This window comes from Paraburkholderia sp. CHISQ3, assembly GCF_030464945.1.
GTDB classification, from domain to species: domain Bacteria; phylum Pseudomonadota; class Gammaproteobacteria; order Burkholderiales; family Burkholderiaceae; genus Paraburkholderia; species Paraburkholderia megapolitana.
Genome location: NZ_JALPRG010000005.1, coordinates 167,899 through 194,266 on the forward strand (window position 1 = coordinate 167,899; position 26,368 = coordinate 194,266).

Consider the following 26,368-nt stretch of genomic DNA (forward strand, 5'->3'; position numbering starts at 1 on the left):
TCCGGGAATACCCTATGAAATTCCAGCACCTGCAGGCGTTCGTCGCGGCCGCCCATCATCGCAGTCTGCGCGCCGCCGCGCGGGAGCTGGGTATCACGCAACCGGCCGTGACGCACACGATCCGCGAACTGGAAACCACGTTGAATGCGGAACTGATGATCCGCAGCGTGCGCGGCATCGAATTGACAGCATGCGGGCTTGCGCTGCTGCCGCGTGCCGAACAGCTGCTCGGCGACATGCAGCGCACCGTCGAAGCAGTCGAACAGGTGAAGGGCGAACTGGCCGGAAAGGTCAGCCTCGGCACGACGCCGTCGATCGCGCTGACGATGTTGCCGCAAGCGGTATCGACGTTTCGTCGCGCGATGCCGCTCGTGAGTCTGCATCTGGAGGAAGTGACGTTGCCCGAGGCGCTGGCGAAACTGCGCAACGGCACACTCGATATCGCGACGACTCACCACGTGCAGGCACTCGACGCGGATCTCGTGCAGACACCGTTGTTCTCGACACAGTTCGTCGTGGCGATGCGGACCGGCCATCCGCTTGCTAACGCGCGGCGGCTACATGAACTGCTCGATAGCGAATGGATCGTGACCGTCGGTACCGACGACGTGCCGCATAGCGTGGTGCATGCGATGTTCGATGCGCACGGGTTACCCGTACCGAAGCGTGTGTTGCGTGCGCCGTCGTCGTTTGCCGTGACGCTCGGGCTCATATCGCAGACCGACGTGATTGCCTGCTTCACGCGACCGCTCGCGGCGGCGGTCGCGCCGCTCGGCGTGCGTGTTGTGGAGATCGAAGAAGCGTTGCCGGGTTATGACATCAGTGTGCTGTCACGCCGTGACCTGCTGCCTACGCCGGCGGCATTGCAATTCGTGTCGTGTCTGCAGGATGCGGCGCGCGAGCGGATCGGTGGGTTGACCCGCTAAGAACATCAATTCACCGCTACAGAGAAAAACGACTTGCGAAGTCGTTTGGCGATTCGCTAGAAGCGCGATGCTGCTCGATGTGATTCCAGAGCCGCTTCGCGTGATTCATGCATCAGCACGTCAATCCACGCCGTAACCGCATGCGTGCTCAGAGAGGAGCAGTTGATAGATCCTATACCGCTGGTAAGACACGGTAAGGATCCCGATCCTTCCATCTCCTCACATAGAGCGCCAAACGACGTGCGACGCTTCAATCACCACGCCGTATCGCTCTTTCGCTCGTGCGATGCCCCCCCGCAGCCTGGGTGTTGTCGAACGGCAGGCGCTTTCACTGTTGCGTAGCGCAGACGGTTTACCGGGCAAAAAGTTTTTGATGTTGATCAAACAAATTTTGATCAATGTATTGTTGCCGCGTGATGACGAGTCACTCTTTGTAGCAAGCATCCTGGTCATGGACCTAACCGGCGTTGCCCGCTGGAACTCATGGCCTGGTGTTGCTTGACGCGCAATCCAACTTCTCTCGAATGATGCACAAGGTGCCGGCTACGCTTGCGCCGGCCTCGTCACATGTAGTTGAGCTAAATAGTCATTACAAAAAACATTATTTGGTAATTGATAGAAACGAACCTTAGTAGTCGGTAATAAAAATAAATATTAAACAGCACTGTCGATTCTTTGAGCGTGTACTGGCTTGTACCAGAACACTCGCCAGAACAACGCTTGCCGGGACACGGCGTCGCGATGTTGCGACGCCGTGAATCGCGGAGAGAGGTCCAAAAAATATCTCTCCGCATAACAACGTATGACCTTACTGACAAGTGTGAGGAGCGAGATGAAGAAACGGGCATTGGCAATCGCCATTAGAAAGACAATCTGGGCCGAACTGGCACTATCGACAGTGATCGCTGTTCCAGCATTCGCGCAAAGTCAACCTGTTGCGCCTGTCGCTGCGGCTTCGGGTACGGCGGCAACTTCGACAAGCACGAGCAGCGACAAGAACGTCCAGCAGATGAAAACGTTCGAAGTGACAGGCTCGCTGATCCGTCAGGCGGACAAGACCGGCTTCAACCAGGTTCAGGTGATTTCGAACAAGGATATCCAGAACTCGGGGGAGCAGAGCGTGGCCAATTACATGCGCTCGATCTCGGCTAACTCCGCTGATAGTTGGGGGGAAGCGACCTCCAACAGCTTTGCCGCCGGCGGTTCCGGTATCGCACTGCGCGGTCTGAGCGAAAAGTACACGCTGGTGCTTGTCGACGGTCAGCGCGTTGCGCCGTTTGCATTCGCCGTCAACGGCTCGGACCAGTTCTTCGACCTGAATACACTCCCACTGAGCTCGATCGATCGCATCGAAGTCGTCAAAACGGGGGCGGTGTCGCAATACGGCTCGGACGCGATTGCGGGTGTCGTGAACATCATCACGAAGCATGATTATCAGGGTCTGGAAGTCGACGGCAGCTATGGCGGCGCCACCCAGGGCGGCGCCGGCACCACCAAGTTCAGCGTCCTCGGGGGCTTCGGCAACCTGACGTCCGATCGCTACAACATCACTGCGACCGCCAGTTATTACAAAGACAACGGCTTTACGCTTGCCGATCGCGACACGACTGCGAACCAGAACTTCAGCAACTCGCCATACGGCGGCAGTGTGCAGACACCGACGTATCTCCTGAACCCCAACACAGGTGTCGCATCGGTACCGGGCAATTGCGCCGGCGGCTCAGTCGTGCCGTCGTCCAGCAGCCTGATCGCATCGCAAACCGGAGCGATAAACTCCGGTAACGTTTGCCTGAAGAATACGGCTCAAGACTATTCGATTCAGCCGATGACCGAGCGCTTTAACGTCAAGGTTCACGGGGACTTCAAGATTAACGACCAGACGACGGCGTATGCCGACTTATGGGAAAGTAACAACACGACGACCACGAACGATGGGCCCACACTCGTCGGTAACGGCCTCGTGTACAACCCGGTCACCAAGACCGTCAGCCCGTATTCGGCCATCGTTCCGGCCAGCAATCCGTACAACACGACTGGCGCCGCGCAAGAGCTTTTTGGCTACCTGCCGACGACGTATAACTCAGTGACCAATTCGAACTTCTATCGTGTGGGAACGGGGGTGAAGGGGACTTTTTCGGTGGGACAGGAAGACTGGGACTGGAATTTGGGGTACACCCACTCGCAGAGCACGGTAAGCAATACGCTCAACGGTGTGGTCAATCCGACCGCTCTGACCAGCGCGCTCCAGAACGGTACCTATGACTTTGCGAATCCGTCGCTGACACCGAACGGTCTGAACGGTGTGTTGACTACAGCGAGCAACCTCGGCATTTCCAAGCTTGATGCTATCGACGGCACCCTGTCGACACCAAACCTGTTCCATATCCCGACCGGTGATGTCGGCCTGGGTCTGGGTACGCAGTTCCTGCATGAAAGCGAACTGATCGAAGAAGGCGGCAACACGATGAGCGGCGACGTGCTGAACCCCAACCTGCAGCAGGTTTCGGGCGAGCGCAACGTTGCTGCCGTGTACTATCAGATCGATATTCCGCTGATCAACAAGATGCTAACGTTCAGCCAGTCGGGTCGCTATGATCACTACAGCGACTTCGGTGGCGCATTCTCGCCGCGTTTCGCGTTGCGGTTCCAGCCGATCCAGCAGTTGACTACGTACGCTTCGTATAACCGTGGTTTCCGCGCACCGGAGTTCCTCGAAAATACGAACTCGTCCAACATCGGCATCATGCCGGTTGGTCCGAATGGTCAGGACGAAAACGTCATCACCGAAGGTAACCCGAGTCTGCAGCCGGAACGGACAAAGAACTACAACATCGGCTTCGAACTGTCGCCGACCCGTACGACCGACGTGGGTTTCGACTGGTACAAGATTCACGTCGACAACGCGATCGGTACTGTGATCAATCCTTCGGCCACGGTCTACAACCCGGATGGTTCCATCGCGTACATGGTCAACCAGTACGAAAACCTGGGGTCGTTCGATACGGATGGCTTCGAAACGACGTTCTCGCAGTCGATACCGACCAGGGTTGGTACGTTCAGGTTCTCGGCTGACTGGGCCTATGTGTGGCACTTTACGATGAACGGGATCGGCGGCGTGACGTCGGTCGACGGCGCGGGTAATGATCTGACGCTCGCACAGCCGTTTGGCGGTTCGTTCCCGCGCTGGAAGGGCAACACGGACCTGTCGTGGTCGTACCACAAGTGGACCGCCGATCTGGCATGGCAGTACACGGGTCCGTACTCCGATGCGCTGGGTCTCGACTACTCCACTGCTTCGTATAGCCAGTTCAACCTGAACGTTACGTACACGGGCTTCAAGCACTGGACGATCTACGGCGGCATCAACAACATCTTCAACAAAGCGCCTCCGTACGATCCGCTGTGGCTCAACCAGACCGACCTGACCGGTTACGATCAGTCGCTGTACACGTACACGGGTCGTTACCTGCAAATCGGCGCAAGGTACAAGTTCTAACGCGCAGCAGCTTCCCCTCTCGCGGTCGCTCCGGTTTTCATGGTCCGGAGCGGCCGCTTTTTTTTGCGCTTTTTCCTTTTATGTATCGCGGCGCGGGCGAGTTGACCTGAGGCGGGAAGCTCAGCCGGTACGCTGCATGCGCTCGCTTTCCATCGCGCCGCGCAGCACATCGACGAACGCGTCGCCCGCTTCTTCGAGCGCGCCGGAGTTATCGATGGTCGTCACGCGTACGTTGTCCGCTACCGCGAACGGCGCCTGGCGCGCAAGGCGCGCCGCGACTTCATCCGCCGTTTCGCGCGCCCGCGCGCCGAGTCGCGCAGCAAGAATATGCGGCTCGGCAATCACGTGAACCAGTTCCGTCTGCGGATAACGCGCCAGCGCATGCGGCACATGCTGCCGCGATCCGTTGACGACAACCGTGCAGCCGCGCGCCAGCCACGCATCGAGTTCGACGCCGATGCCATAGCGCAATGCGTGACTCGACCACTCGAGTGCGAAGAGGCCTAGTGCGGAGCGCACGTCGAATTCGTCGGCGGACAACGCGATGTGATTCTCGCCGCTACCGGCGGCCCGCGTGATGTAGCGATGCGCGAACAATATCGATTCGCCTGCAAGACGGCTGCGCGCAAAACCGAGCAGCGCATCCTTGCCCGCACCCGAAGGTCCCATCACATAGATCAAACGACCCTGCATCGATTCTCCGTATCACCTGTCGCGCGTGTGAGAAAACGTAAGCCGCTGCCAGAGCACGAATGGCTCGCCAGGCGCGGGTTCGACGAACAGCGCCGCGCCTTCTACCGGCAACGGCCCGAGGTGCGGCGCCCGTGCATGCCACCACGCGAGCAATGCATCGCGCTCACTGGCTAGATCGAGCGAATTCGACAACGTCATGTGAAAGCGGAATTCGTCGAACACGTACGGATAGCCCCACTCGATCAGCAACGTGCGCTGACGTTCGGTCAATGGGGTTTCGAGGCGGCGCGCGAGATCGGCGGGGGTCGGTGCAGCACGTAGCGCAGCGAGCGCGTGCAAGGCGGTGGCGGCGAGGTCGCGCATCTGTTCCTCAGCCGTGGATGTCGCCGGTCGCAACGCCACGAAATCGCCGAGCCGGGCCGCCTCGACAGGCAAGGCAAAACCGCTGCACGTTTGCGCCCAATGACGCGCAACCGTGAGCACATCGTGCTGCGTCACGCCGTCGGCGGGACGAAACGGCGCGACGAGCGTGCCGTGCCAGCCGTAGCGCCTCGGCGCCTGCGTGAGATCGGCTAGTGGTCGCCGCAATCCGTCGGGTTGTGGAGACATGCACGACTCACCGCTTTCCGCATCGCGACCCAGCCACTCGCAACCCGCGCGCCACCACGCCGATTCTCGCGGTGGTGCGTAGTACAGCGCGAAACGCGCCGTCGCGGGCCACTCCACTTCCCCCGCTGCGCTCATAGGTCGTGTTCCACCATCAGTTGCACGCGGTCTGCGGCAAAGTGCGTAAAGCCATACTTGATCGCGACGCCATTGAGGTCGATGTCGACGTTCTCGACCCACAGCACCGGCTGCTGACGATTGATGTTGAGGCGCCGCGCCACTTCCGCATCGGGTAGCACGCTACCGATGCGGCTCCACTTGCGCAGATAATCCGCGACACCGAATTCCGCCAGCGCCTTCGTGATACCCCCGGTTCGCTCGAGCACAGCGGGCAGATCTGCAAAGCGTGCAGCCGGATACCAGTTGCGCGCGTAAAGGAGCGGCACGTCATCCATTTCGTTCAGCACTTCGATCCGGTACACGAGCGCCCCGGCACGCAGCCCCAAGGCCTTCGCCACACCCGGTTCCGCCTTCACGCGCACGGCCGACAGTATCGTGCCCGCCGCCGCATGATTCTGGCGACGCAAGTTCTCCGTGAAGCGGGTTCGCTTGCCGATCGAGTAATCGATCGCGCCGGGCTGCACGAAGGTGCCGCGTCCCTGCTCGACAGTTACGAGTCCGAGCGCGGCAAGACCCAGCATCGCGCGTCGCACCGTGTGACGGTTAACATCGAAGCGCTTCGCCAGTTCGCCCTCACTGGGCAGACGACCCTCTTCTCCAAAACCGCTGGCGGCGATCTCGGCCGCGAGTATCTGTTCGATCTGTCGCCACACGGCAACGCCACCCCCTCGCTCCACCGTCGTGCCGGGTGTTGCCCCGTCGTTCGATGTCATGGTGCTGTCATTCCTTTCGGTTTCAATAACGTTGGATGCATTGTAGTGCTCAAGCCGTGATGGAATTATGAAATGTCCATCGCGCGAGATACGGCGCATTTTAACTCTAAACGTCTAGACGTTTAGATGAATAGATGCTCAAATGGCGGTACGCTGGATCGACAGGACATCTTCATGAGCGTTGCTTCCCCTTCTTCCGTTTCGCCGCCTGCATCGGGCGCTGCCCGGCGCGCATGGATGGCGGTGTTTGCGCGCACGCCGCGCGCCGCACTCGAAGCTGCATTTGAACGCGCGCTGGAAGGCACGGCAGCGCCCGCATTCGACTGGCTGCGGCCGCCCGAAATCGGCCTTGCGATGGTGCGCGGGCGTATCGGCGGCAGCGGCGATCCATTCAATCTCGGCGAGGCCACCGTGACGCGCGCAACGCTGCGTCTGCGCGAACCGGAAGGTCATGCGCCGGTCGGTGTTGCGTGTCACCTCGGTCGTGACCGCCGGCGCGCCGAACTGGCTGCGCTGGCCGATGCACTGCTGCAACTGCCGGAACATCATGCGCGCTTGCATGCGCAACTGGTTGCCCCGCTAGCTGCGCAACTGGCCGCGGCGCGCGCGGAAAAACAAGTCGACGTCGCATCGACGCTCGTCGAATTTTTCACGATGGTTCGAGGCGACTGATGAACGCTACATCAACCGATGCGCACATCGCGCTCTCCACGCTAACGCCGGGATTTGCCGATCCGGTGCATGACACGCAGGCGGTATTTCGCACGCTGCTCGATGTGTTGTCGCGTCCCGGCACCGTCGGCACGATCGATCATGTCTTGCCTGCGGCGCGTGCCTCGGGCGCTTCGCATACACGTGCCGATCTTGCCGCCTTCGCCGCCCTGCTCACACTGTGCGATTACTCGACGCCGGTCTGGCTCGCGCAGCCGGACACAGCGCTCGGTTCCGCATTGCGTTTTCATACTGGCGCACCGCTCGTCGACGAACCGCACGAAGCGGCATTCGCCTACGTGCACGACGCAGACGAACTGCCCGCGCTTGCCAGCTTCGCGCTCGGCGAACCCGAAACTCCGGAACAGTCGGTCACATTGCTCGTGCGTGTCGATGCATTGAGCGGCGGTTCGCCAGTCGTGTTGCGCGGCCCCGGTATCAAGACGACCGCGACCATCGCGCCGCTCGGCTTACCCGAACGCTTCTGGGAAGAACGCGCGGCGCTTGCCCCGCTCTTTCCATGCGGTATCGATTGCTATCTGGTGTGCGGCGATGCAGTGGTCGGCCTGCCGCGTACGACCCGTGTGGAGGTCAGCACATGTATGTAGCCGTCAAAGGTGGCGAGCGCGCGATCGAGGCATCGTGGCGTTTGCTCGACAAGGCACGTCGCGGCGACACGCAGTTCGCCGCGTTGACGGTCGCGCAGATTCGCGAACAGTTGCGGCTCGCGGTCGCGCGCGTGATGACCGAAGGTTCCGTGTACGACGAAGATCTGGCCGCGCTCGCGATCAAGCAGGCCGCGGGCGATCTGGTCGAAGCGATCTTCCTGCTGCGCGCATATCGCACGACGTTGCCGCGTTTCGGCTACACGTGTGCGATCGAAACGGAGCATATGCAGATTGCGCGGCGCATCTCCGCGACCTTCAAGGATGTGCCCGGTGGCCAGTTGCTCGGCGCAACCTACGATTACACGCAACGTCTGCTCGATTTCGCATTGCTCGCGGAGAGCGACGCCGGGTCAACCGAAACTACAACGACACATGCCGATACTGTCGTAGATAAATCCACAGACGCACGCTCCGAACCGATGCCGCGCGTCGTCACGCTGCTCGATCGCGAAGGACTGATCGAACAGGAAACGCCTTCGCCCGATGCCCCCGAACCCGGCGATCTGTCACGCGAACCGCTCGCGTTTCCGGCCAGCCGCGCAACGCGCCTGCAAAATCTCGCGCGCGGCGACGAAGGCTTTCTGCTCGCGATGGGTTATGCGACGCAGCGCGGCTACGCGCATTCGCATCCGTTCGCGGGCGAGATCCGGTTCGGCACGATTGCAGTCGAGATGGAGCTCGACGAACTCGGCGAAGCCGTCGAGATCGGTGAGATCGACGTCACCGAATGCCAGATGATCAACCAGTTCGCCGGTAGTTCGAGCGTGCCGCCCGCATTCACGCAGGGCTACGGCCTCGCGTTCGGACATTCGGAGCGCAAGGCGATGGCGATGGCGCTGGTCGATCGCGCGTTACGTGCCGACGAACTCGGCGAAACCCTCGCGTCGCCGACACAGGACATCGAATTCATGCTGTCGCATAGCGATAACGTCGAAGCGTCGGGCTTCGTGCAGCATCTGAAACTGCCGCACTACGTCGACTTTCAATCCGAACTCGAACTCGTGCGGCGTCTGCGGGCACGGCATGAGGCGGACGAGGCCAGCCACAAACACGACAACGACCGCGACGAACCGATCAACGAGGACCAAGCCGCATGAACGCGACCGACACCCCGTCCATGGCACCGGCAGCAAGCGAATACGACCGCGCCGCCGAGGGCTACAACTTCGCCTACCTCGACGAACAGACGAAGCGGATGATCCGCCGCGCGCTGCTAAAAGCCGTCGCGGTGCCGGGCTACCAGGTACCGTTCGCGGCTCGCGAAATGCCGCTGCCGTTCGGCTGGGGCACGGGCGGCATTCAGGTCACCGCCGCGATCATCGGTCGCACGGACACGCTGAAGGTGATCGACCAGGGTTCCGACGAAACGACCAACGCGGTCAACATCCGCCGCTTCTTTGCGCGCACAACGGGCGTGGCAACGACGCAGCGCACCGTGGACGCCACCATCGTGCAGACCCGTCACCGGATCCCCGAAGCACCGCTCACCGACAAACAGATTCTCGTTTACCAGGTGCCGATGCCCGAGCCGTTGTACAAGCTCGAACCGCGCGCTACCGAATGCAAGAAACTGCACGCGCTCGCGGACTACGGTCTGATCAGCGTGAAGCTCTACGAAGACATCGTGCGCCACGGCAGCATCGCGACGACCTACGACTACCCGGTGATCGTCAATGGCCGCTACCTCGCCTCGCCGTCGCCGATTCCGAAGTTCGACAACCCGAAGATGCACATGAACCCCGCATTGCAGCTGTTCGGCGCGGGCCGCGAGCGGCGCATCCACGCGATCCCGCCGTACACGCCGGTGCGCAGCCTCGACTTCGACGATCATCCGTTCGAGGTGCAGCGCTGGGAGCATGCGTGTGCGTTGTGTGGATCGAAGGAAAGTTTTCTCGACGAGATGATCGTCGACGATGCGGGCACGCGCATGTTCGTTTGTTCCGATAGCGACTACTGCCACGAGCGGCGCGATGCGGATACCGCCGGCACCGATGAAGCCCATCACGGAGACGCCGCATGAACCCGCTGATGAGCGCCCGCGGCATCACGAAACAGTTTGGCGGCCGCAACGGCTGCATCAATGTCAGCTTCGATCTATATCCTGGCGAAGTGCTGTGTATCGTCGGCGAATCGGGTTCGGGCAAGACGACCTTGCTGAACACGCTCGCGCTGCGCACCGCAGCCGACAGCGGCACGCTGCACTATGCGACGTCGCACGGCGACACGCTCGATCTGTTCGCGCTGTCCGAACCGCGCCGCCGTCTGTTGATGCGCACCGAGTGGGGCTTCGTCCAGCAGAACCCACGCGACGGATTGCGCAACGGCGTGTCAGCCGGTGCGAACATCGGCGAGCCGCTGATGGCGGTCGGCGCGCGCCATTACGGACGGATTCGCGACACAGCAACACAATGGATGCAGCGTGTTGAACTCGACGCGACGCGCATCGATGAGCTGCCTGCCGCGTTTTCGGGCGGCATGCAGCAGCGTCTGCAGATCGCGCGTAACCTGGTGACCGGACCCCGTCTCGTGTTCATGGACGAACCCACTGCCGGGCTCGACGTGTCGGTGCAGGCGCGCCTGCTCGATCTGCTGCGCACGCTGACGGCGACGTTGCATCTGTCGGTGCTGATCGTCACGCACGATATCGGCGTGGCCCGTCTGCTTGCGCACCGGTTGATGGTGATGCAAGGCGGCGAAGTCGTCGAAGCCGGGCTCACCGACCAGGTACTCGACGACCCGCAGCATCCCTATACGCAAACGCTGGTGTCGTCGGTTCTGCCCGTCTGACATCCGTACTCGAGACAAACCATGTCCTCCATCGAATTTCGCAACCCCGCGCGCGCTTTCGCCGACAACGCGGCGCTGATGCTGCGCGCCGTCGATCTCGGCAAGACCTTCACGCTGCACGGCCAGGGCGGCGTGCGCATCGATGCGCTGGCGGGCGTATCGCTCGACGTCGAACGCGGCGAATGCGTGGTGCTAGTGGGGCCATCCGGCGCCGGCAAGAGCACGCTGCTGCGCTGCCTGTACGGCAACTATCTGGCGAGCCGCGGCACGATTGCGATTCGCGACGACTCGCAGGCGGCGCAACACATCGTCATCACCGCGGCCGAGCCGCACGACGTCTTGCATTTACGGCGCAGTGTCGTGGGCTATGTAAGCCAGTTTCTGCGCGTGATTCCGCGCGTACCGACACTTACACTCGTCGCCGAGCCGCTGGTGTCGCGCGGGGTCGAACCCGCCGAAGCCGAGGCGCGCGCCAGCGCATTGCTGGCGCGATTGAATGTGCCGCAGCGACTGTGGCTGCTCGCCCCCGCGACATTCTCCGGTGGCGAGCAACAGCGCGTGAACATCGCACGTGGATTGATCGCCGGGCATCCGTTGCTGCTGCTCGACGAACCGACCGCCTCGCTCGATGCGGAAAACCGCGCTATCGTGGCCGAATTGATCGTCGAAGCACGCGAACGCGGTGCGGCGATCGTCGGCATTTTTCACGACGAGGACACGCGCGCACAGGTCGCGACACGCCGCCTCGAACTGCAGCCGCCGCAGCGCGACACCGCCGCGCTGCACTGAATACGCTGAATACACCGAACACCACGGAGTCTGTCGATGTTGATCAAGAACGCTCGCATCGTGACGCGAGATGAAGTATTCACCGGCGCGGTACGGATCGAAAACGGCACGATCCGCGACCTCGAACGCGGCACGACGTCCGCTCCCGAAGCCGAAGACTGGGACGGCGACTACCTGCTGCCCGGTCTGATCGAACTGCATACGGACAATCTCGAGAAGCATCTCGCGCCTCGACCCGGCGTGCTGTGGAACACCGACGCCGCGTTCGTGATTCACGACGCGCAGGTCGCCGCAGCGGGCATCACGACTGTGTTCGACGCGCTCGCAATCGGTTCGCGTCCGGGCGCCGGCATCCGCGGGCGCGAAGTGCAGACGCAATGCGCGCAGGCACTGAGCCGCTTTTCCGAGCGCGGCCTCTTGCGCGCCGAACACTTCCTGCATCTGCGCTGCGAGATCGCCACCGCCGACGTCGTCGAGTTATTCGAGTCGCTGTGCGCTCACCCGTTACTGCGACTCGCGTCGGTGATGGATCACACGCCGGGGCAGCGTCAGTGGCACGACCGCGACCAGTGGCGCCGCTTTCAGGAGCGCAACGGCAAGTGGACCGACGAGCAGGCGGCATCGATGCTCGTCGTCCTCGAGGATGAGCAGCAGCGTTTCGCCGACGCGCACCGCCGCGAAATCGTCGCGCGCTGTGCGGCGCTCGGCGTGCCGCTCGCAAGCCATGACGACACCCTCGTCGAGCACGTCGAACAGGCAGCCGCCGAAGGCATCGTGCTCGCCGAATTCCCCACCACGCGCATCGCGGCCGAAGCCGCGCACGCGCACGGCATCGCAACGATCATGGGCGCACCGAACATCGTGCGCGGCGGCTCGCACTCGGGCAACGTGTCCGCACTCGAACTCGCGAAGGCGGAACTGCTCGACATCCTGTCGTCCGATTACGTACCGTCGAGCCTGCTCACCGCCGCCTTCGAACTCGTCGACAAGGCCGGCTGGACCTTGCCGCGCGCCGTTGCGACGGTATCGGCGGAACCGGCGCGCACCGCCGGTCTGCACGACCGCGGCATGATCGCGCCCGGCCTGCGCGCGGATTTCGTGCGCGTCACGATGCTCGATTCATTGCCGGTGCCGCGCGCGACTTACCGCGCGGGCACACGTATCGTCTAGCGGCGACGTCCAGTCGAACCGGATGCGCCTGCGCGGCACGCGGCGCGAGCGCAGGCGCACAAGATTACGCATCGCTTACGAAAGCCCGCCTTTCGCTGCGTCGCAGCACGCAATTAGAGCCCGATTCCCCCACCATCCGGTGTTTCACCGACTCCGCGAGCATTTTGAACTGGTAAGCTTGGCGCGCGCTGCCGGCCGCCGGTCGGCGGCCTTAAACCAAGCCCGGTCCTCGCGCCGGGCAATGTCGCGCAGCGGCACAAGCGCATGCGCGACCACCTGAACCACTCCGAGGAGTAAAAACAGTGAAAAAACTGCTAGCGGCTTTGACGGTTGCCCTGCTCGCCACCGTTTCGATCGGCGCACACGCAAAAGACTGGACCACGGTCCGCTTCGGTGTCGACGCCAGCTACCCGCCGTTTGAATCGAAGGGTTCGGACGGTAAGCTCGTCGGTTTCGATATCGATCTCGGCAACGAAATCTGCAAGCGCATGAACGCAAAATGCGTGTGGGTCGAAAACGACTTTGACGGCATGATCCCCGCACTGAAGGCGAAGAAGTTCGATGGTGTGCTGTCGTCGATGTCGATCACGCCGCAACGCGCCGAGCAGATCGGCTTCTCGGCGAAGCTGTTCAACACGCCGACGCGCCTCGTCGCCAAGAAGGGTTCGGGCATCCTGCCGACCGCCGATTCGCTGAAGGGCAAGTCGGTTGGCGTCGAACAGGGCACGATCCAGGAAACGTACGCGAAGGCCTACTGGGAACCGAAGGGCACGAAGGTCGTGCCGTATCAGAACCAGGATCAGGTCTACGCCGACTTGCTGTCCGGTCGTCTTGACGCCACGCTGCAAGACGCCGTGCAAGCCGACATCGGCTTCCTGAAGACGCCGCGCGGTGCGGGCTTCGAATTCGTCGGCAAGGATCTCGACGATCCGAAGACGCTTGGCACCGGTGCTGGCGTTGGCCTGCGCAAGGAAGACACGGATCTGAAGGCGAAGATGGACAAGGCGATCGCCGACATGATCAAGGACGGTACGTACAAGAAGCTCGAACAGAAGTACTTCACGTTCGACGTGTACGGCAGCTGATGCTTCGACCGGCGCGGTTCTCCGCGCCGTGCAGGCAACCTGAACGGGCTCCGCTACACGCGGGGCCCGTTTTGTTTTAACGCCGTGATCCGGCTATGTGCAGACCGGCTGCAGGGCGCACATCGGCGGGATCGGCTAAGATCGTTCCGTTCCGCATGCGCGGAACGGCCACTGAGCAGCCACCGTGCCGCCGCTTTCCATTTCCGTAACCGCTCATTCGTGCGGCCCGCTGTGAGCGCCGCGCCCCGACACCATGCAAACCCAGACCCATCCGCTGATTTCCCCGACGCTTGGCACCGCACGCCATCTGACGAGTTTCCACTACGGTCCTGGCGGCGGACAGAAGATCTACATCCAGTCGTCGCTGCACGCCGACGAACTGCCAGGCATGCTGGTCTCCTGGGCGCTGCGTCGCAAACTGGCCGCGCTCGAAACCGCCGGCAAACTGCGCGGCGAAGTGATCGTCGTGCCCGTCGCCAATCCGATCGGTCTGAACCAGCATTTCCTCGGGCATATGATGGGTCGCTTCGAATCGAACTCCGCGACGAACTTCAACCGTAACTTCTACGATCTGTCGGCACTGGTGTTGCCGGTCATCGAAGAGCGGCTATCCGCCGACGTCGACCGCAACCGCAGCGCCATCCGCACCGCGATGCGCGAAGCGCTCGACGCGCAGAAACCCGTCAATGAACTCGAATCGCAACGCCTCGCGCTGCAGCGTCTGTCGTACGACGCCGACGTCGTGCTCGACCTTCACTGCGACTGGGACGCGGCGATGCATATCTATACGAACCCGGACCTGTGGCCCGAAGTCGAACCGCTCGCGCGCTACGTCGAAGCGAAGGCATCGCTGCTGGCGCTGAATTCGGTGGGCAATCCGTTCGACGAGATTCACAGCTTTTGCTGGTCCGATCTGCGTGCCCGTTTCGGCAACCGCTTCCCGATCCCGAACGGTTCGATCTCGGTGACCATCGAACTGCGCGGCCAGACCGACGTTTCGCACGAATTCGCCGAACACGACGCGCAGGCGATCATCGAATATCTGACTCATCGCGGGGTGGTCGCCGGAACAGCCGCGCCGCAGCCGCTACTCGAATTCGCTGCGACGCCGCTTGCGGGCACCGAGCCGATCGTCGCGCCGGTCAGCGGCGTGGTGGTATTCCGTGCCGAAGTGGGGCGTTGGGTCGAAGCCGGCCAGCCGATCGCCGATATCGTCGATCCGCTCACAGACACCGTCGTCACGCTGCCCTGTACCGTGGCCGGTGTGCTGTACGCGCGGCATCTGTCGCGCTTCGCAACGGCCGGTATGGAAGTGGCCCGCGTTGCGGGAGCCAAGGCGTTCCGCACGGGCTCGCTGCTGTCGCAGTGACGGCCGCGTGCAGACGCGTCAAAACGCCGGCACGATCGCGCCTTTGAACTCCGAGTCGATGTAGCGGCGCACTTCATCCGACTCATACGCCGCGACGAGCTTCTTCACCCAGGGCTTGTCGCGGTCCGCGGCGCGCACGGCGATCAGGTTCGCGTACGGGCCCTTCAGATCCTCGATGGCGATCGCGTCGCGGGTCGGTTGCAAACCCGCCTTCACGGCATAGTCGGTGTTGATCGATGCGGCCTCGAGATCGTCGAGTGCCCGCGGCAACTGCGCAGCATCGAGTTCCACCAGCCGGATCTTCTTCGGATTCTCCGCGACGTCGAGCGGCGTCGCGTTCACGCCGTTCGTACCGACACCCGCCTTCAGTTTGATCACGCCGTACTTCTGCAGCAGCAACAGCGCACGGTTGCCGTTCGACGGATCGTTCTGGATGCCCACCTTCGCGCCCTCGGGCAAATCCTTCAGCGATTTGATTTTCTTCGAGTAGAAGCCCATCGGCGACGTATAGGTCAGGCCGACGTTCACGATCTTGTAGCCGCGCTGGCGGATCTGGCTGTCCAGAAACGGCTGATGCTGAAAGCCATTTGCGTCGAGATCGCCGGAGTCGAGTGCGGCGTTCGGCTGGACGTAGTCGTTGAACTCGATGACCTTCACGTTCAGACCTTCGCGCGCCGCGACCTTCGTCACGACCGACCAGATCTGCGCATCCGGGCCGCTCATCGTGCCGACTTTCAGGGTCGGGTCGGCGGCATGCGCCGGGCTAATGGCAAACGAGGCGGCCAACGCCGCGCCGGTCGCGGTAACGAAAAGACGTCCAAGGATGGTTCTGCGTTGCATGCGGCCCCCGTTACGACTGGATATGAATGGACGCGCATCGTCGCATGCACCGTGAGCGGGCATAACCAATCGTTTCTGCTACGCATATGGGGACCGGACTGCCAAGCATATGCGGCGGGCGCTTGCGATATTTCCCCGGCTTTCGCCACACCGATGTAGCGCCCAAACGACACATGGCGCATATAACTTACCTGTCACAATCCTTTCGCTTGTTTTACTTTACATTTGCGGCCAATCGCCCGACCGGCCGCAGAGCATGGCGTCGCGATTGCATCTTTTTAATCGGAGAAACGCCTTGAACAAGAAAGTATTGACCACCGCCATCCTCGCTACTCTCGCGGGAACCGCGCACGCTCAAAGCAGCGTGACGCTTTACGGGCTGATCGACGCGGGTATCAGCTACGTCAACAACGCCAAGGCTGGCACCAGCCACGACAGCCTGGTCAAGTACGACGACGGCGTCGCACAGGGCAGCCGTTGGGGCCTGCGCGGCACCGAAGACCTCGGTGGCGGCCTGAAAGCACTCTTCGTGCTCGAAAACGGCTTCAACAGCGGCAACGGCACGCTGGGCCAGGGCGGCGCGATGTTCGGCCGTCAGGCTTACGTCGGGCTGTCGAAGGACGGCATCGGCTCGCTGACGTTCGGTCGCCAGTACTCGTTCTCGACCGACTACCTCGGCGGCAGCTACTCGAACGGCGGCCAGTCGGTGGCCGGCAACTACGGTTACCACATCAACGACGTCGACCAGCTCACGTCGAGCCGGATCAACAACGCGGTCAAGTTCAGCAGCGCCAACTTCTCGGGCTTCACGTTCGGCGCGTTGTACGGCTTCTCGAACCAGGCAGGCGCCTTCGCCGGCGCACCGGCAAGCGGTACGTCGACGAGCCCGGTTGCCGGTTCGTCGCGCGCATACAGCGTCGGCGCGAACTACGCGAACGGCCCGTTGAGCATCGGCGCTGCATTCACCGATATCCGCTACCCGAGCCAGTCGGCACCGGCGTTCACGACCGCGATCTCCAACGTCAGCACCGGCACGATTCGCGATCTGCGCACGTACGGTATCGGCGGTCGTTATCTGATCGGACCGGCAACGCTGTGGGCGTTGTGGACGAACACGCGTCTCGAAGCACTGACGGGCGCAGCAACGTCGTTCAACGCGTATGAAGCCGGCGGCAAGTACGCGTTCACGCCGGCACTGACGGCAGCGCTCGGCTACACGTACATGCGTCTGTCGAATGCGAACACCGGCCACTTCAACCAGGTCGATGCAAGCGTGGACTACGCGCTCAGCAAGCGCACCGACGTGTATCTGCTCGGCGTTTATCAAGGCGCGGCCGGCAGCAACAAGGGCGTGGACGTGCAGGCACAGATCGGCTCGAGCCCGACGTCGTACTTCGGTACGTCGGGTAATGGCGCGGACAATCAGGTTGCAGTGCGCGTCGGTATTCGCCACAAGTTCTGATCGTTGCGATGTGATCATGGCGGCGGGTGGGCCTCGTGCCTGCTGCCGCTGTCGTGAACCGGAAAACGCCCTGCGGGGCGTTTTTTGCGTTTACACGCGCTGCCGGCTTGCATGGTGCCCGGCGCGTGGCACTGCGTCGTAGGGCCTCTTCCAGCGCGGGTGCCGCTTCTGTTACGCTGCGGCCTTTACACCGTCTGTATCCGAATCGATGGAAATTCCGTTCAACGAACGCGGCGTCTCGGTGACGCGCAACGCGCTGTCCGCCGCCGGCCAGGTTTTTCAGCTGCGCGACATCCAGGATGTGCGTGTCGTGACCGTCCCCAAGAACAAGATTGTCCCGATCGGTATTTCGTTGCTGGGTTTGATCGGCGCGATTGTCGGTGGCGTGCTCGGCTCGGGGGGCGGCCTCGTTTGCGGAATCATGCTGATCGTGGTCGGCGGGCTCGCGTGGACGACTCAGGATGTCACGCACCGGTTGATGGTCGACAGCAATGGGCAAACGCGTGAAGTGCTGTCGAGTCTGGAACGCGCGTTCGTCGAAAAGGTCGAGCAAACGGTGCGCGCTGCGATGTCCGAGAGCGCCGCCCCGCCGAAAGTGCAAAAAACGCTGTAATACCCACGCGGAAACATCGGGTATGCCGGGTACGCTGCGCTCGGCGTTAACACAATGTTAATACCCTGCCCGTGAGCTTTTGCAGCGGCTTGATACGCGCGGCTATAGAGTGAAGTCATCTCAACAACGCGCCGTCATCTGCGATACCGGCGCTCCCATGATGCTCCACCAGTCCGTCCTCGCTCGAGAGAGCGCCGTCCCGCGCACCTTGCGCATGCCCCATGCACAACCCACCCAGGTTTCTTTCGTCACACTCGACGTCACGGTGCCCGGCACATCGTCGGCGGATGCGCGGCGGGCACTGCAGGCCGCACTCGGCGACGATCTGCGCCTCTTTATCGTGACGATCGACAAACGCAACGAATACACCACCTTTCGCGTCGAAGTGACCTCGCACACGCTTGACGAGGTGATCGTCGCCCTCACCCGCACGCTGTCGCAGGCGACGCTCGGCCGTGCCGCGGCTTCGGTCGAGCGGCGCCCCGCGCTGCACGACGACTGACTCAGCTTGCACACGAACCGCGCATAAGCCACCGATAAGCCGCCCGCAGCACACTCAACTCATGTCGAGCGGCTTCACGTGCCAGATACCGCGCGCGTATTCGCCGATCGTGCGATCCGCCGAGAACTGCCCCATACCCGCCACGTTGGCAATCGCGCTCCGCGTCCAGGCATGCGGATCGCGAAAGCGCGCATCGACGTCGTTCTGGGCCTGCGCAAACGCTGCGAAATCGGCCAGCACCATGTACTGATCGCCCCAGTCGACGAGCGTGTGGAAAATGTCCGCGAAACGCAGCGGGTCGTCGGGTGAAAAGAAACCGGTGCGGATCTGATCGAGCGCGACGCGCAGCTCGGGGTTTTCTTCGTACAGCTGACGCGGACGATAGCCCGCTGAGCGTAGTGCGTCCACTTCGTCGGCGGTATGGCCGAAGATGAACATGTTCTCGCGCCCCACCGCATCGCAGATCTCGATGTTCGCACCGTCGAGCGTGCCGATGGTCAACGCGCCATTCAGCGCGAGCTTCATGTTGCCGGTGCCCGACGCTTCGGTACCCGCCGTCGAAATCTGTTCGGACAGATCGGCGGCGGGAATGATCAACTCTGCGACGCTCACACCGTAGTTCGGCACGAACACCACCTTCAACCGATCACCGACCAGCGGATCGTGATTGACCTTCGCGCTCACGTCGCCGATCAGGCGGATGATCGTCTTCGCCATGCGGTACGCCGATGCCGCCTTGCCCGCGAACATCACGACGCGCGGCACCCAGTCGCGCTCGGGTTCCGCGCGAATCTGGTTGTAGCGGACGATCACGTGCAGCACGTTCAACAGCTGCCGCTTGTATTCGTGAATCCGTTTGACCTGCAGATCGAACAGCGCATCGGGATCGACGGTTACCTTGAGTTGTTGCGCGAGACGTTGCGTGAGCCGGATCTTGTTCTGCCGCTTGGCCTCGCGGAACGCTTCGGCAAAGGATTCATCGTCGGCCAGATCGCGCAGCTTCGCGAGTTCGAACAGATCGCTACGCCAGTGCGTGCCGATCCGTTCGTCAATCAATGCGGAGAGCGGCCGGCTTGCCTGCGCGAGCCAGCGCCGCGGCGTGATGCCGTTCGTCACGTTGGTGAAGCGCTCGGGGAACAGGCGCGCGAAGTCGGCGAAGATGTCGCGCGTCATCAATTGCGAATGCAGCTTCGACACGCCGTTCACCTTGTGACTCGCGACGATCGCGAGATGCGCCATGCGCACGCGGCGCTGGCCATACTCGTCGATCAGCGAGATGCGGCGGATCATTTCCGTGTCGTGGCCCGACTGCTCGCCGACGCGCTTCAGGAACTGCGCATTGATCTCGAAGATGATTTCGAGGTGGCGCGGCAGCAGCCGCGCGAGCATCTCGACGTCCCATGTTTCGAGCGCTTCGGGCATCAGCGTGTGGTTCGTGTACGAGAACATCTGCTCGATCGACTGCCACGCCCGCTCCCACGGCACGTGATGCACGTCGACGAGAAGCCGCATCAGTTCGGGAATCGCGAGCACCGGATGCGTGTCGTTCAGATGCACGGCCACTTTCTCGTGGAAGCGGCCGAACGTGCTGTGCGTGCGCATGTAGCGGCGAATCAGATCCTGCATCGTCGCCGACACGAAGAAGTATTCCTGACGCAGGCGCAGTTCACGGCCGGCCGGCGTCGAGTCGTCGGGATACAGCAGGCGCGAGACGTTCTCCGACATGTTCTTTGCATCGACGGCGCGACGGTAGTCGCCCCGGTTGAACGCCGACAAGTCGAGTTCTTCGGTGGCGCGCGCGGACCATAGTCGCAACGTGTTCGTTGCACTCGTCGCGTAGCCGGGGATCACCGTGTCGTAGGCCATTGCATTGACGTGCTCAGTGTCGATCCACTCGACATGTTCGTCGCGCTGCACGGTACGCCCACCGAAATGCACGAGATACTGGATCTCGGGCCGCGGAAATTCCCACGGATTGCCGGCGCGCAGCCAGTAGTCCGGCGTCTCGACCTGCTCGCCGTTGACGATCTGCTGACGAAACATCCCATACTCATAGCGGATGCCGTAACCAAAGCCGGGAATACCGAGCGTCGCCATCGCATCGAGAAAGCACGCGGCAAGCCGGCCCAGACCGCCGTTACCGAGTGCTGCGTCGGGTTCGAGTTCGGTCAGCACGTCCATATCGACGCCGAGACTCGCGAGCGCCTCTTTCATCTGGTCGTGAATACCGAGCGCGAGCAACGCGTTCGTGAACGTACGACCGATCAGGAATTCCATCGACAGGTAGTACACACGCTTCACATCCTGCTCGTATTGCAGGCGCGTGGTTTTCATCCAGCGCGCGACGAGCCGGTCGCGCACCGCGAGGGCCGCCGCATGCAGCCAGTCGTGCGGATGCGCAGTGACAGCGTCCTTACCGACGCCGTACATCATGCGATTGGAAATGGAGCGCCGTAGCGCGTCGACGGTACTGTTGAGCTGGTCGAACTCCAGGTCCACGGTTGTCATCGAAGCCTCCGGGTTGTGCGATGCGACGCGATGTTGCTGTCGACCGCTGATCAATATGCAAGGTAGGACATCTGGCGACCTACCAATCTGAACACGCACGACACACGCTATGCGCTTGTCGGCAATGCAATCGTCCCGCCACTGTACCGCACGATGTCGGTGCGGCCGGGTTCGATCGCGGGTCACCGGTTCATTGTGGACGCGCGGCGACGGTGCATGGTTCCGTGCGTCGTCGCGTGAACTAGTATGAGAGAGGAACAAGGCGGCGCCGCGACAGCACCGTGTGGCCCGCGCTTGCCCGATGGGCTCTCCGCTTCATCGCGCCGATGGAGGTCGACATGAACGCACAATCCATGCTCGGAATGATGCATGCCCAGGAACTGCTGATGGTGTCGATGATTCGCGCGCTGCCACCCGATACCCGCCGCCGGATTTCCGACGAATTTCAGGATCAGGTGGAACTGGCCGAAGCGCCGCATCTGGGCGCGGGACACGATCGCGAAACCGCCGAGGCATTCAAGGCGCACATCCGCAAGCTGTCGATTCTGCTCGCGACTTGTAGTTGAGTTTGCCGGGTCGGCGATTCTGCAGTAGCTGTGGCGCTGGCACTTGCAGGTCATTGCACAGGCACGGGCCTCACGCGGCACGTCCAGATTGCGGACACTATCCATGTCACCCACGCGCGTCGGGTTGTGGCATGCTCTGCCGCCTTCTTCTGCAAACGGATTTCACTGCCGCCCGTAAAGATTCGCTGCCCGTTGTGCTTGCTGGCGTTTGCCGAGGCAGACAGTTAGTTGCACTTTCCGCACACACGACACACTGCACATGGCGCTGCTGGCTGCAGGATTTCTCCGGCTCTGCAACAATCGCGAGGTTCGCCGCGCGATTTGCCGCGGTTTGCTATAAAGCGGCCACGCTGTCAGCTCATCGAAAGCGTACGGCCCGAGATATCCCTGCATCGTCTTGCAACTGGCCGCCCTGCGGCGCTTTCGCGCCCCCTACGCACCCGACGCACCGATACATCAATACACAACCCCGACGAGTCCCACCTTGTCCGACCCCACCGCCGCCACCGACAGTCCCCGCACCTTCGACGAACCGATGTCCGCGAGCAGTCGCCGCGCAATGGCCGCGATCATGCTCGCCGTCGCCCTCGCGACACTCGATACCGCGATCGCCAATACCGCCCTGCCCACCATCGCCGGCGATCTGCATGCGGCACCGGCCGCATCGGTCTGGATCATCAATGCGTATCAGCTCGCGATGGTCGCGACGTTGTTGCCGCTTGCGGCACTCGGCGACATCGTCGGACACCGGCGCATCTATATCGCCGGCATCGCGCTCTTCACGCTGGCATCGCTCGCGTGTTCGCTCGCGGACACACTGCCGCTGCTCGCCGCCGCGCGCGTGCTGCAAGGACTCGGCGCGAGCGCGATCATGAGCGTCAACACGGCGTTGATCCGCTTTCTCTATCCGCCGCATCGGCTCGGCCGCGGGGTGGGTCTGAATGCGTTGATCGTCGGGGTATCGTTTGCCGTGGGTCCGACCGTGGCATCGCTGATTCTGTCGGTGGCGACATGGCCGTGGCTCTTCGCAGTCAACGTGCCGCTCGGCGTGCTCGCACTCGCCTTCGCGCTGCCCGCGCTACCGCACACGACGCGCGGCACACATCACTTCGATCGCGTCGCGGCGATGCTCAACGTGATTACGTTCGCGGCATTGATCTTCGCGCTTGGCGAAGCGGCCCAGCGTGCTCCCGCTCATGTCGTGCTGATCGCGGCAGCGGTCGCGATCGTCTTCGGCTTGCTGCTGATGCGCCGCGAAGCCGGTCATCCCGCGCCGATGCTGCCCGTCGATCTGTTCAAGCTACCGGTGTTTGCGCTCTCGGCGGTGACCGCGGTCTGTTCGTTCGCGACGCAAGGTCTCGCGTTCGTCTCGTTACCGTTCTATTTCGAAGACGTCCTGCATCGCAGCCAGGTGGAAACCGGCTTCCTGATGACGCCGTGGCCGGTCGTCGTGGCGCTGGCCGCGCCCATCGCCGGACGGCTGTCGGACCGCTATCCGCCGGGTTTGCTGGGCGCGATCGGACTCGCGGTGCTGTGTGGCGGGATGGCATCGCTGGCGTCGCTGCCGCCGCATCCGCATGTGCTCGACATCGCGATACGGATGTCGATCTGCGGCGCGGGTTTCGGTTTCTTCCAGTCGCCGAATCTGAAAGCGCTGATGGCGAGCGCGCCGCCCGAACGAAGCGGCGGCGCCAGCGGCATCATCGCTACGGCGCGCCTGCTCGGGCAAACCACCGGCGCCGCGCTGGTCGCATTGAGCTTCAGCATTGCGGGACGGCATGGTCCAACGCTGGCGCTTTCCGCGGGCGCGGTTTTCGCAGGGGCGGCGAGCATTGCAAGCGGTTTGCGGCTATTCGCACCGTCGCATCGCGCCGGTACGTTGCCCAAGACATCGCGCAACTAGTCGCGCTGTGCGAAGCGCCCGTGAAGGACGCAACGCGAAACAGCGTCAGCGCGCGAAGTAACCTTTGACGGCGGCGATAAACGTATCGATATCGGCGCGCGACACGTCCTTGTGCGTGACGAAGCGCGACGTGTACAGCATCAGGACGAGGATGCCGCGCTCCTTGAGCCACGCCTGGAGCGGTGCGCTGTCCTGCTGCGGCAGTTGCGCGAACACCATGTTGGTCGCGTGCGACTGCACCTTCACCTGATCGATCTGCGCGAGCCCTGCTGCGAGATGCGCAGCGTTCTCGTGATCTTCGGCAAGCCGTTCGACATTGTGTTCGAGCGCATACAGACACGCCGCGGCCAGTACACCGGCTTGCCGCATCCCGCCGCCCAGCACCTTGCGCCAGCGGCGCGCACTCTCGAGCAGCGCCTTGCTGCCGACCAGCACCGACCCCACCGGCGCGCCGAGTCCCTTCGAAAAACAGATCGACACGGAATCGAACGGTGCGCACAACGCGGATAGCGGCCGACCCGATGCGACCGCGGCATTGCAGACCCGCGCCCCGTCGAGGTGGGTGGATAGCCCGTGCTGACGTGCAAGCTGCACGGCTTCGTCGACATAACCCGCCAGCAGCACCTTGCCGTTGATCGTATTTTCGAGTGCGAGAAGACGCGTGCGGGCGAAGTGATCGTCGAGCGGTTTGATCGCGGCGGCGATCTTGTCGAGCGGCAGCGAACCGTCGAGCGCGTTTTCGATCGGTTGCGGCTGGATACTGCCGAGCACCGCCGCACCGCCGCCTTCGTACTTGTACGCGTGTGCCTGCTGCCCGACGATGTATTCGTCGCCGCGCGCGCAATGCGCCACCAGCGCCGCGAGATTGCTCTGCGTGCCGCTCGGGAAGAACAGGCCCGCTTCCTTGCCCGCGCGTTCCGCGACTGCCGCCTGCAGGCGCAGCACGGTCGGGTCGTCGCCGAGCACGTCGTCGCCGACTTCGGCAGTGGCCATCGCGGCGAGCATCGATTGAGAGGGGCGGGTAACGGTATCGCTGCGCAGGTCGATCATCAGGCGGTCCTATGGGAGTGGGCGCGCGGCCTGCGCACATCGTCAGGTATCGCGATGCGCGAAGCGGCCGCTGGGAAGTCGAAAGGAGACACAAGCGGAAAGTGTATGCGATACGTAAATACGGCGCCCGAAGGCGCCGCGGTGTCGGTGCATTACTTGATGCCAGCCACCCGCTAACCGCCCGCCTTCGGCAGCCACGCAAGCGGATCGACCGGATGACCGTCGCGCCGCACTTCGAACTGGATCGACGCGACGCCGCGTGCGTCCACACCGACTTCGCCGATCGGCTGTCCTTGCGTGACCACGTCGCCTTCCTTCACGAGCAGTTGGCTGTTCTGTCCATACGCGGTGATCACGGTCGCATCGTGCTTGATGATGACGAGCGGCCCATACGCCGGGATACCGGTGCCCGCATACACCACACGACCGCCCGCCGCCGCCCGCACCTGATCGCCCGGCTTGCCGCCGATCACGATGCCATTGTTCTTGCCGGCCACGAACGACCGCAGAATCGGGCCGCGCAACGGCCATGCGAGATGCACGGTGGATGCCTCGGTGGTACCCGCGCCCGCCGGGGACCCAGGCGCCGCACCCGGCGCCGCGTACGGCGTGCCGTATGCGCCCGGCGCCGGCGGCGCAACCCGCAGCACCTGCCCGACGATCAGCACCGCGTTCGTGGGCAACACGTTCCAGGTGGCGATGTCCTGCGGCCTCTGGCCGAATGCGGAGGCCACGCTCGCCACGGTATCGCCGGAATTGACGCGGTAGTAGCCGGCCGGCACCGCCGCCGTGCTCGACGAGGTCGGGCCGCCTGTGGCGCCGGGTTCGCTGGGCCACGGAGTCAGCGTACAGCCGCCGACGGCGGCCGCAATTGAAAGGGCAATCAGGAACTGCGTGCGTGTCTGCAGCGGTTTTCCAGTCATCTTGTGATCCTCGACACGTGGGTCAATCGACGTTCAATCGTCAGTTTTCCAGGGTGTGAAGCAAAAAACGATGCTTATTGGCGCCGTCGTTCGATCGGCATCCGCTCGATGCGTTCCGGGTCAATCGAACCGAAACGGATCTTGCCGATACCGGCCGTAGCGGCGTACCCCAAGGGCCTCCCGCCCCTGCAGCCGCCGCCGGCAGCGCGAAAACCAGGCCCTCACCCGGTTGCGCGCTCCCCATTATAGGGCTGCTTTCTTTACAAACCTCGGTGCGAGCCGCGCTGGAAGCCGCTCTGCGGGCAACCCGCCAATTTTATCGGAGCATTGATTCCACGAAACGCTCGCCTATACTGGTCCTTGCTGCCACACGTCCAGCAGGCGAGCCTGTCGCCGCGATGTCCCGTCCTTGAGGAGTACGACGATGAACAAAGCTACGTTTCTGGCCGTGCAGCTGAACGTCGAGGATGTCACGGCGTCGCCGGGCCTCGTCGAACTGTTGAATGCCCACCTCGTTTTTTCCGCGGATGTCGCCGAGGCCGCCGATGCCCTGGTCCAGCTGGCCAGCGTGACCCGACTCACGGGCGGCACCGAGGCAACCGTCGAAATCTCCGCTCTGGCGATCGAGAAACTCCGTGAAGCGCTCGATACGCTGAGCAGCTACGACGAGTCGTGGCTGTTCGCGCTCGAACCGAGCCGCGCGCTGTTCAACGACCTCTCGAATCGCCGCCGCACGCTGCACTGACTCGCGCGACAACAAACACGCGGGCTGCTGCCCGCTGCGCTACGCACCGCTTACCGGCTCGAC

The 26,368-nt window shown here is 62.8% G+C and carries 25 protein-coding genes; 18 read left to right on the forward strand and 7 right to left on the reverse strand.

Annotation, left to right across the window (positions count from 1 at the left end):
• The first annotated feature begins 14 nt into the window (after positions 1–14).
• The 3 genes from M0D65_RS13435 (at position 15) to M0D65_RS13445 (ending at position 4,422) form a co-directional block, all read left to right on the forward strand.
• Positions 15–926: a LysR family transcriptional regulator gene (locus tag M0D65_RS13435; RefSeq protein WP_266253105.1), complete on the forward strand. Its 912-nt coding sequence runs from the start codon at positions 15–17 to the stop codon at positions 924–926.
• Between the two features lie 286 nt (positions 927–1,212).
• Positions 1,213–1,428, forward strand: coding sequence for a hypothetical protein (locus tag M0D65_RS13440; protein ID WP_266253107.1), 216 nt, complete (start codon positions 1,213–1,215; stop codon positions 1,426–1,428).
• Positions 1,429–1,758: 330 nt separating this feature from the next.
• Entirely contained in the window at positions 1,759–4,422 is a 2,664-nt protein-coding gene (locus M0D65_RS13445; RefSeq protein WP_266253108.1) for a TonB-dependent receptor, read from the forward strand.
• Between the two features lie 120 nt (positions 4,423–4,542).
• On the opposite strand, the gene phnN is transcribed toward M0D65_RS13445, so the two are convergent.
• The 3 genes from phnN to phnF are packed head-to-tail and all read right to left on the reverse strand — an operon-like array spanning position 4,543 to position 6,614.
• The gene (gene phnN, locus M0D65_RS13450; protein ID WP_266253109.1) at positions 4,543–5,115 is read right to left on the reverse strand and encodes a phosphonate metabolism protein/1,5-bisphosphokinase (PRPP-forming) PhnN; all 573 of its coding nucleotides are present in this window, start codon (positions 5,113–5,115) and stop codon (positions 4,543–4,545) included.
• A 12-nt stretch (positions 5,116–5,127) separates the two neighbouring features.
• A complete protein-coding gene (locus tag M0D65_RS13455) occupies positions 5,128–5,859 on the reverse strand; it encodes a DUF1045 domain-containing protein (protein ID WP_266253110.1) in 732 nt (243 codons plus the stop codon).
• The gene (gene phnF, locus M0D65_RS13460; RefSeq protein ID WP_266253111.1) at positions 5,856–6,614 is read right to left on the reverse strand and encodes a phosphonate metabolism transcriptional regulator PhnF; all 759 of its coding nucleotides are present in this window, start codon (positions 6,612–6,614) and stop codon (positions 5,856–5,858) included. Before phnF ends, M0D65_RS13455 begins: the two co-directional genes overlap by 4 nt.
• A gap of 174 nt (positions 6,615–6,788) precedes the next feature.
• Between phnF and phnG the strand changes: the two genes are divergently transcribed.
• The 9 genes from phnG (at position 6,789) to M0D65_RS13505 (ending at position 15,193) form a co-directional block, all read left to right on the forward strand.
• Positions 6,789–7,286, forward strand: a complete 498-nt coding sequence (phnG, locus tag M0D65_RS13465; protein WP_266253113.1) for a phosphonate C-P lyase system protein PhnG — start codon at positions 6,789–6,791, stop codon at positions 7,284–7,286.
• The gene (gene phnH / locus M0D65_RS13470) at positions 7,286–7,933 is read left to right on the forward strand and encodes a phosphonate C-P lyase system protein PhnH (protein ID WP_266253115.1); all 648 of its coding nucleotides are present in this window, start codon (positions 7,286–7,288) and stop codon (positions 7,931–7,933) included. Before phnG ends, phnH begins: the two co-directional genes overlap by 1 nt.
• On the forward strand, positions 7,924–9,090 hold the full coding sequence (locus M0D65_RS13475; protein WP_266253116.1) for a carbon-phosphorus lyase complex subunit PhnI: 1,167 nt from the start codon (positions 7,924–7,926) through the stop codon (positions 9,088–9,090). The genes phnH and M0D65_RS13475 overlap by 10 nt, the downstream gene beginning before the upstream one ends.
• Complete coding sequence (locus M0D65_RS13480) at positions 9,087–10,013, forward strand: alpha-D-ribose 1-methylphosphonate 5-phosphate C-P-lyase PhnJ (protein ID WP_091007831.1); 927 nt, start codon at positions 9,087–9,089, stop codon at positions 10,011–10,013. The genes M0D65_RS13475 and M0D65_RS13480 overlap by 4 nt, the downstream gene beginning before the upstream one ends.
• On the forward strand, positions 10,010–10,780 hold the full coding sequence (gene phnK / locus M0D65_RS13485; RefSeq protein WP_266253117.1) for a phosphonate C-P lyase system protein PhnK: 771 nt from the start codon (positions 10,010–10,012) through the stop codon (positions 10,778–10,780). Before M0D65_RS13480 ends, phnK begins: the two co-directional genes overlap by 4 nt.
• A 21-nt stretch (positions 10,781–10,801) precedes the next feature.
• Positions 10,802–11,569: a phosphonate C-P lyase system protein PhnL gene (gene phnL, locus M0D65_RS13490; protein WP_266253119.1), complete on the forward strand. Its 768-nt coding sequence runs from the start codon at positions 10,802–10,804 to the stop codon at positions 11,567–11,569.
• A 36-nt stretch (positions 11,570–11,605) separates the two neighbouring features.
• Positions 11,606–12,739, forward strand: coding sequence for an alpha-D-ribose 1-methylphosphonate 5-triphosphate diphosphatase (locus M0D65_RS13495; protein WP_266253120.1), 1,134 nt, complete (start codon positions 11,606–11,608; stop codon positions 12,737–12,739).
• Between the two features lie 302 nt (positions 12,740–13,041).
• The gene (locus M0D65_RS13500) at positions 13,042–13,824 is read left to right on the forward strand and encodes an ABC transporter substrate-binding protein (RefSeq protein ID WP_091007845.1); all 783 of its coding nucleotides are present in this window, start codon (positions 13,042–13,044) and stop codon (positions 13,822–13,824) included.
• A gap of 253 nt (positions 13,825–14,077) precedes the next feature.
• Positions 14,078–15,193: a M14 family metallopeptidase gene (locus tag M0D65_RS13505; protein WP_266253121.1), complete on the forward strand. Its 1,116-nt coding sequence runs from the start codon at positions 14,078–14,080 to the stop codon at positions 15,191–15,193.
• A gap of 18 nt (positions 15,194–15,211) precedes the next feature.
• On the opposite strand, the gene M0D65_RS13510 is transcribed toward M0D65_RS13505, so the two are convergent.
• A complete protein-coding gene (locus M0D65_RS13510) occupies positions 15,212–16,033 on the reverse strand; it encodes a MetQ/NlpA family ABC transporter substrate-binding protein (protein WP_266253122.1) in 822 nt (273 codons plus the stop codon).
• A 295-nt stretch (positions 16,034–16,328) separates the two neighbouring features.
• Between M0D65_RS13510 and M0D65_RS13515 the strand changes: the two genes are divergently transcribed.
• From M0D65_RS13515 to M0D65_RS13525, 3 genes are all read left to right on the forward strand, one after another.
• Positions 16,329–17,495 carry a porin gene (locus M0D65_RS13515; RefSeq protein WP_091007851.1) on the forward strand — a complete coding sequence of 389 codons (1,167 nt, stop codon included), beginning with the start codon at positions 16,329–16,331 and terminating at the stop codon, positions 17,493–17,495.
• 208 nt (positions 17,496–17,703) lie between these two features.
• Positions 17,704–18,108, forward strand: a complete 405-nt coding sequence (locus M0D65_RS13520; RefSeq protein ID WP_266253123.1) for a DUF6232 family protein — start codon at positions 17,704–17,706, stop codon at positions 18,106–18,108.
• 214 nt (positions 18,109–18,322) lie between these two features.
• Positions 18,323–18,610, forward strand: a complete 288-nt coding sequence (locus tag M0D65_RS13525) for a hypothetical protein (protein WP_091007856.1) — start codon at positions 18,323–18,325, stop codon at positions 18,608–18,610.
• A gap of 54 nt (positions 18,611–18,664) precedes the next feature.
• Here the strand turns inward: M0D65_RS13525 and M0D65_RS13530 are convergent, their stop codons facing one another.
• The gene (locus M0D65_RS13530) at positions 18,665–21,118 is read right to left on the reverse strand and encodes a glycogen/starch/alpha-glucan phosphorylase (protein ID WP_266253125.1); all 2,454 of its coding nucleotides are present in this window, start codon (positions 21,116–21,118) and stop codon (positions 18,665–18,667) included.
• Between the two features lie 338 nt (positions 21,119–21,456).
• Here M0D65_RS13530 and M0D65_RS13535 point away from each other — a divergent pair, with 338 nt between their 5' ends.
• Both M0D65_RS13535 and M0D65_RS13540 read left to right on the forward strand, forming a co-directional pair.
• A complete protein-coding gene (locus M0D65_RS13535) occupies positions 21,457–21,684 on the forward strand; it encodes a hypothetical protein (protein ID WP_091007863.1) in 228 nt (75 codons plus the stop codon).
• Positions 21,685–22,219: 535 nt separating this feature from the next.
• Positions 22,220–23,587: an MFS transporter gene (locus tag M0D65_RS13540; RefSeq protein WP_091008898.1), complete on the forward strand. Its 1,368-nt coding sequence runs from the start codon at positions 22,220–22,222 to the stop codon at positions 23,585–23,587.
• Between the two features lie 45 nt (positions 23,588–23,632).
• Here M0D65_RS13540 and ltaE read toward each other — a convergent pair whose 3' ends face one another.
• Both ltaE and M0D65_RS13550 read right to left on the reverse strand, forming a co-directional pair.
• Entirely contained in the window at positions 23,633–24,637 is a 1,005-nt protein-coding gene (gene ltaE, locus M0D65_RS13545) for a low-specificity L-threonine aldolase (protein ID WP_266253127.1), read from the reverse strand.
• Positions 24,638–24,810: 173 nt separating this feature from the next.
• Positions 24,811–25,560 carry a peptidoglycan DD-metalloendopeptidase family protein gene (locus tag M0D65_RS13550; protein ID WP_266253129.1) on the reverse strand — a complete coding sequence of 250 codons (750 nt, stop codon included), beginning with the start codon at positions 25,558–25,560 and terminating at the stop codon, positions 24,811–24,813.
• Between the two features lie 424 nt (positions 25,561–25,984).
• Here M0D65_RS13550 and M0D65_RS13555 point away from each other — a divergent pair, with 424 nt between their 5' ends.
• Positions 25,985–26,305, forward strand: coding sequence for a hypothetical protein (locus M0D65_RS13555; protein ID WP_091007870.1), 321 nt, complete (start codon positions 25,985–25,987; stop codon positions 26,303–26,305).
• The last annotated feature ends 63 nt before the right edge of the window (positions 26,306–26,368 follow it).

Bases quoted from the DNA above. Each gene is read 5' to 3' on its own strand.
- M0D65_RS13435 (WP_266253105.1), top strand. From the start codon at position 15: ATGAAATTCCAGCACCTGCAGGCGTTCGTCGCGGCCGCCCATCATCGC.
- M0D65_RS13440 (WP_266253107.1), top strand. From the start codon at position 1,213: ATGCCCCCCCGCAGCCTGGGTGTTGTCGAACGGCAGGCGCTTTCACTG.
- M0D65_RS13445 (WP_266253108.1), top strand. From the start codon at position 1,759: ATGAAGAAACGGGCATTGGCAATCGCCATTAGAAAGACAATCTGGGCC.
- phnN (WP_266253109.1), bottom strand. From the start codon at position 5,115: ATGCAGGGTCGTTTGATCTATGTGATGGGACCTTCGGGTGCGGGCAAG.
- M0D65_RS13455 (WP_266253110.1), bottom strand. From the start codon at position 5,859: ATGAGCGCAGCGGGGGAAGTGGAGTGGCCCGCGACGGCGCGTTTCGCG.
- phnF (WP_266253111.1), bottom strand. From the start codon at position 6,614: ATGACATCGAACGACGGGGCAACACCCGGCACGACGGTGGAGCGAGGG.
- phnG (WP_266253113.1), top strand. From the start codon at position 6,789: ATGAGCGTTGCTTCCCCTTCTTCCGTTTCGCCGCCTGCATCGGGCGCT.
- phnH (WP_266253115.1), top strand. From the start codon at position 7,286: ATGAACGCTACATCAACCGATGCGCACATCGCGCTCTCCACGCTAACG.
- M0D65_RS13475 (WP_266253116.1), top strand. From the start codon at position 7,924: ATGTATGTAGCCGTCAAAGGTGGCGAGCGCGCGATCGAGGCATCGTGG.
- M0D65_RS13480 (WP_091007831.1), top strand. From the start codon at position 9,087: ATGAACGCGACCGACACCCCGTCCATGGCACCGGCAGCAAGCGAATAC.
- phnK (WP_266253117.1), top strand. From the start codon at position 10,010: ATGAACCCGCTGATGAGCGCCCGCGGCATCACGAAACAGTTTGGCGGC.
- phnL (WP_266253119.1), top strand. From the start codon at position 10,802: ATGTCCTCCATCGAATTTCGCAACCCCGCGCGCGCTTTCGCCGACAAC.
- M0D65_RS13495 (WP_266253120.1), top strand. From the start codon at position 11,606: ATGTTGATCAAGAACGCTCGCATCGTGACGCGAGATGAAGTATTCACC.
- M0D65_RS13505 (WP_266253121.1), top strand. From the start codon at position 14,078: ATGCAAACCCAGACCCATCCGCTGATTTCCCCGACGCTTGGCACCGCA.
- M0D65_RS13510 (WP_266253122.1), bottom strand. From the start codon at position 16,033: ATGCAACGCAGAACCATCCTTGGACGTCTTTTCGTTACCGCGACCGGC.
- M0D65_RS13520 (WP_266253123.1), top strand. From the start codon at position 17,704: ATGGAAATTCCGTTCAACGAACGCGGCGTCTCGGTGACGCGCAACGCG.
- M0D65_RS13525 (WP_091007856.1), top strand. From the start codon at position 18,323: ATGCCCCATGCACAACCCACCCAGGTTTCTTTCGTCACACTCGACGTC.
- M0D65_RS13530 (WP_266253125.1), bottom strand. From the start codon at position 21,118: ATGACAACCGTGGACCTGGAGTTCGACCAGCTCAACAGTACCGTCGAC.
- M0D65_RS13535 (WP_091007863.1), top strand. From the start codon at position 21,457: ATGAACGCACAATCCATGCTCGGAATGATGCATGCCCAGGAACTGCTG.
- M0D65_RS13540 (WP_091008898.1), top strand. From the start codon at position 22,220: ATGTCCGCGAGCAGTCGCCGCGCAATGGCCGCGATCATGCTCGCCGTC.
- ltaE (WP_266253127.1), bottom strand. From the start codon at position 24,637: ATGATCGACCTGCGCAGCGATACCGTTACCCGCCCCTCTCAATCGATG.
- M0D65_RS13550 (WP_266253129.1), bottom strand. From the start codon at position 25,560: ATGACTGGAAAACCGCTGCAGACACGCACGCAGTTCCTGATTGCCCTT.
- M0D65_RS13555 (WP_091007870.1), top strand. From the start codon at position 25,985: ATGAACAAAGCTACGTTTCTGGCCGTGCAGCTGAACGTCGAGGATGTC.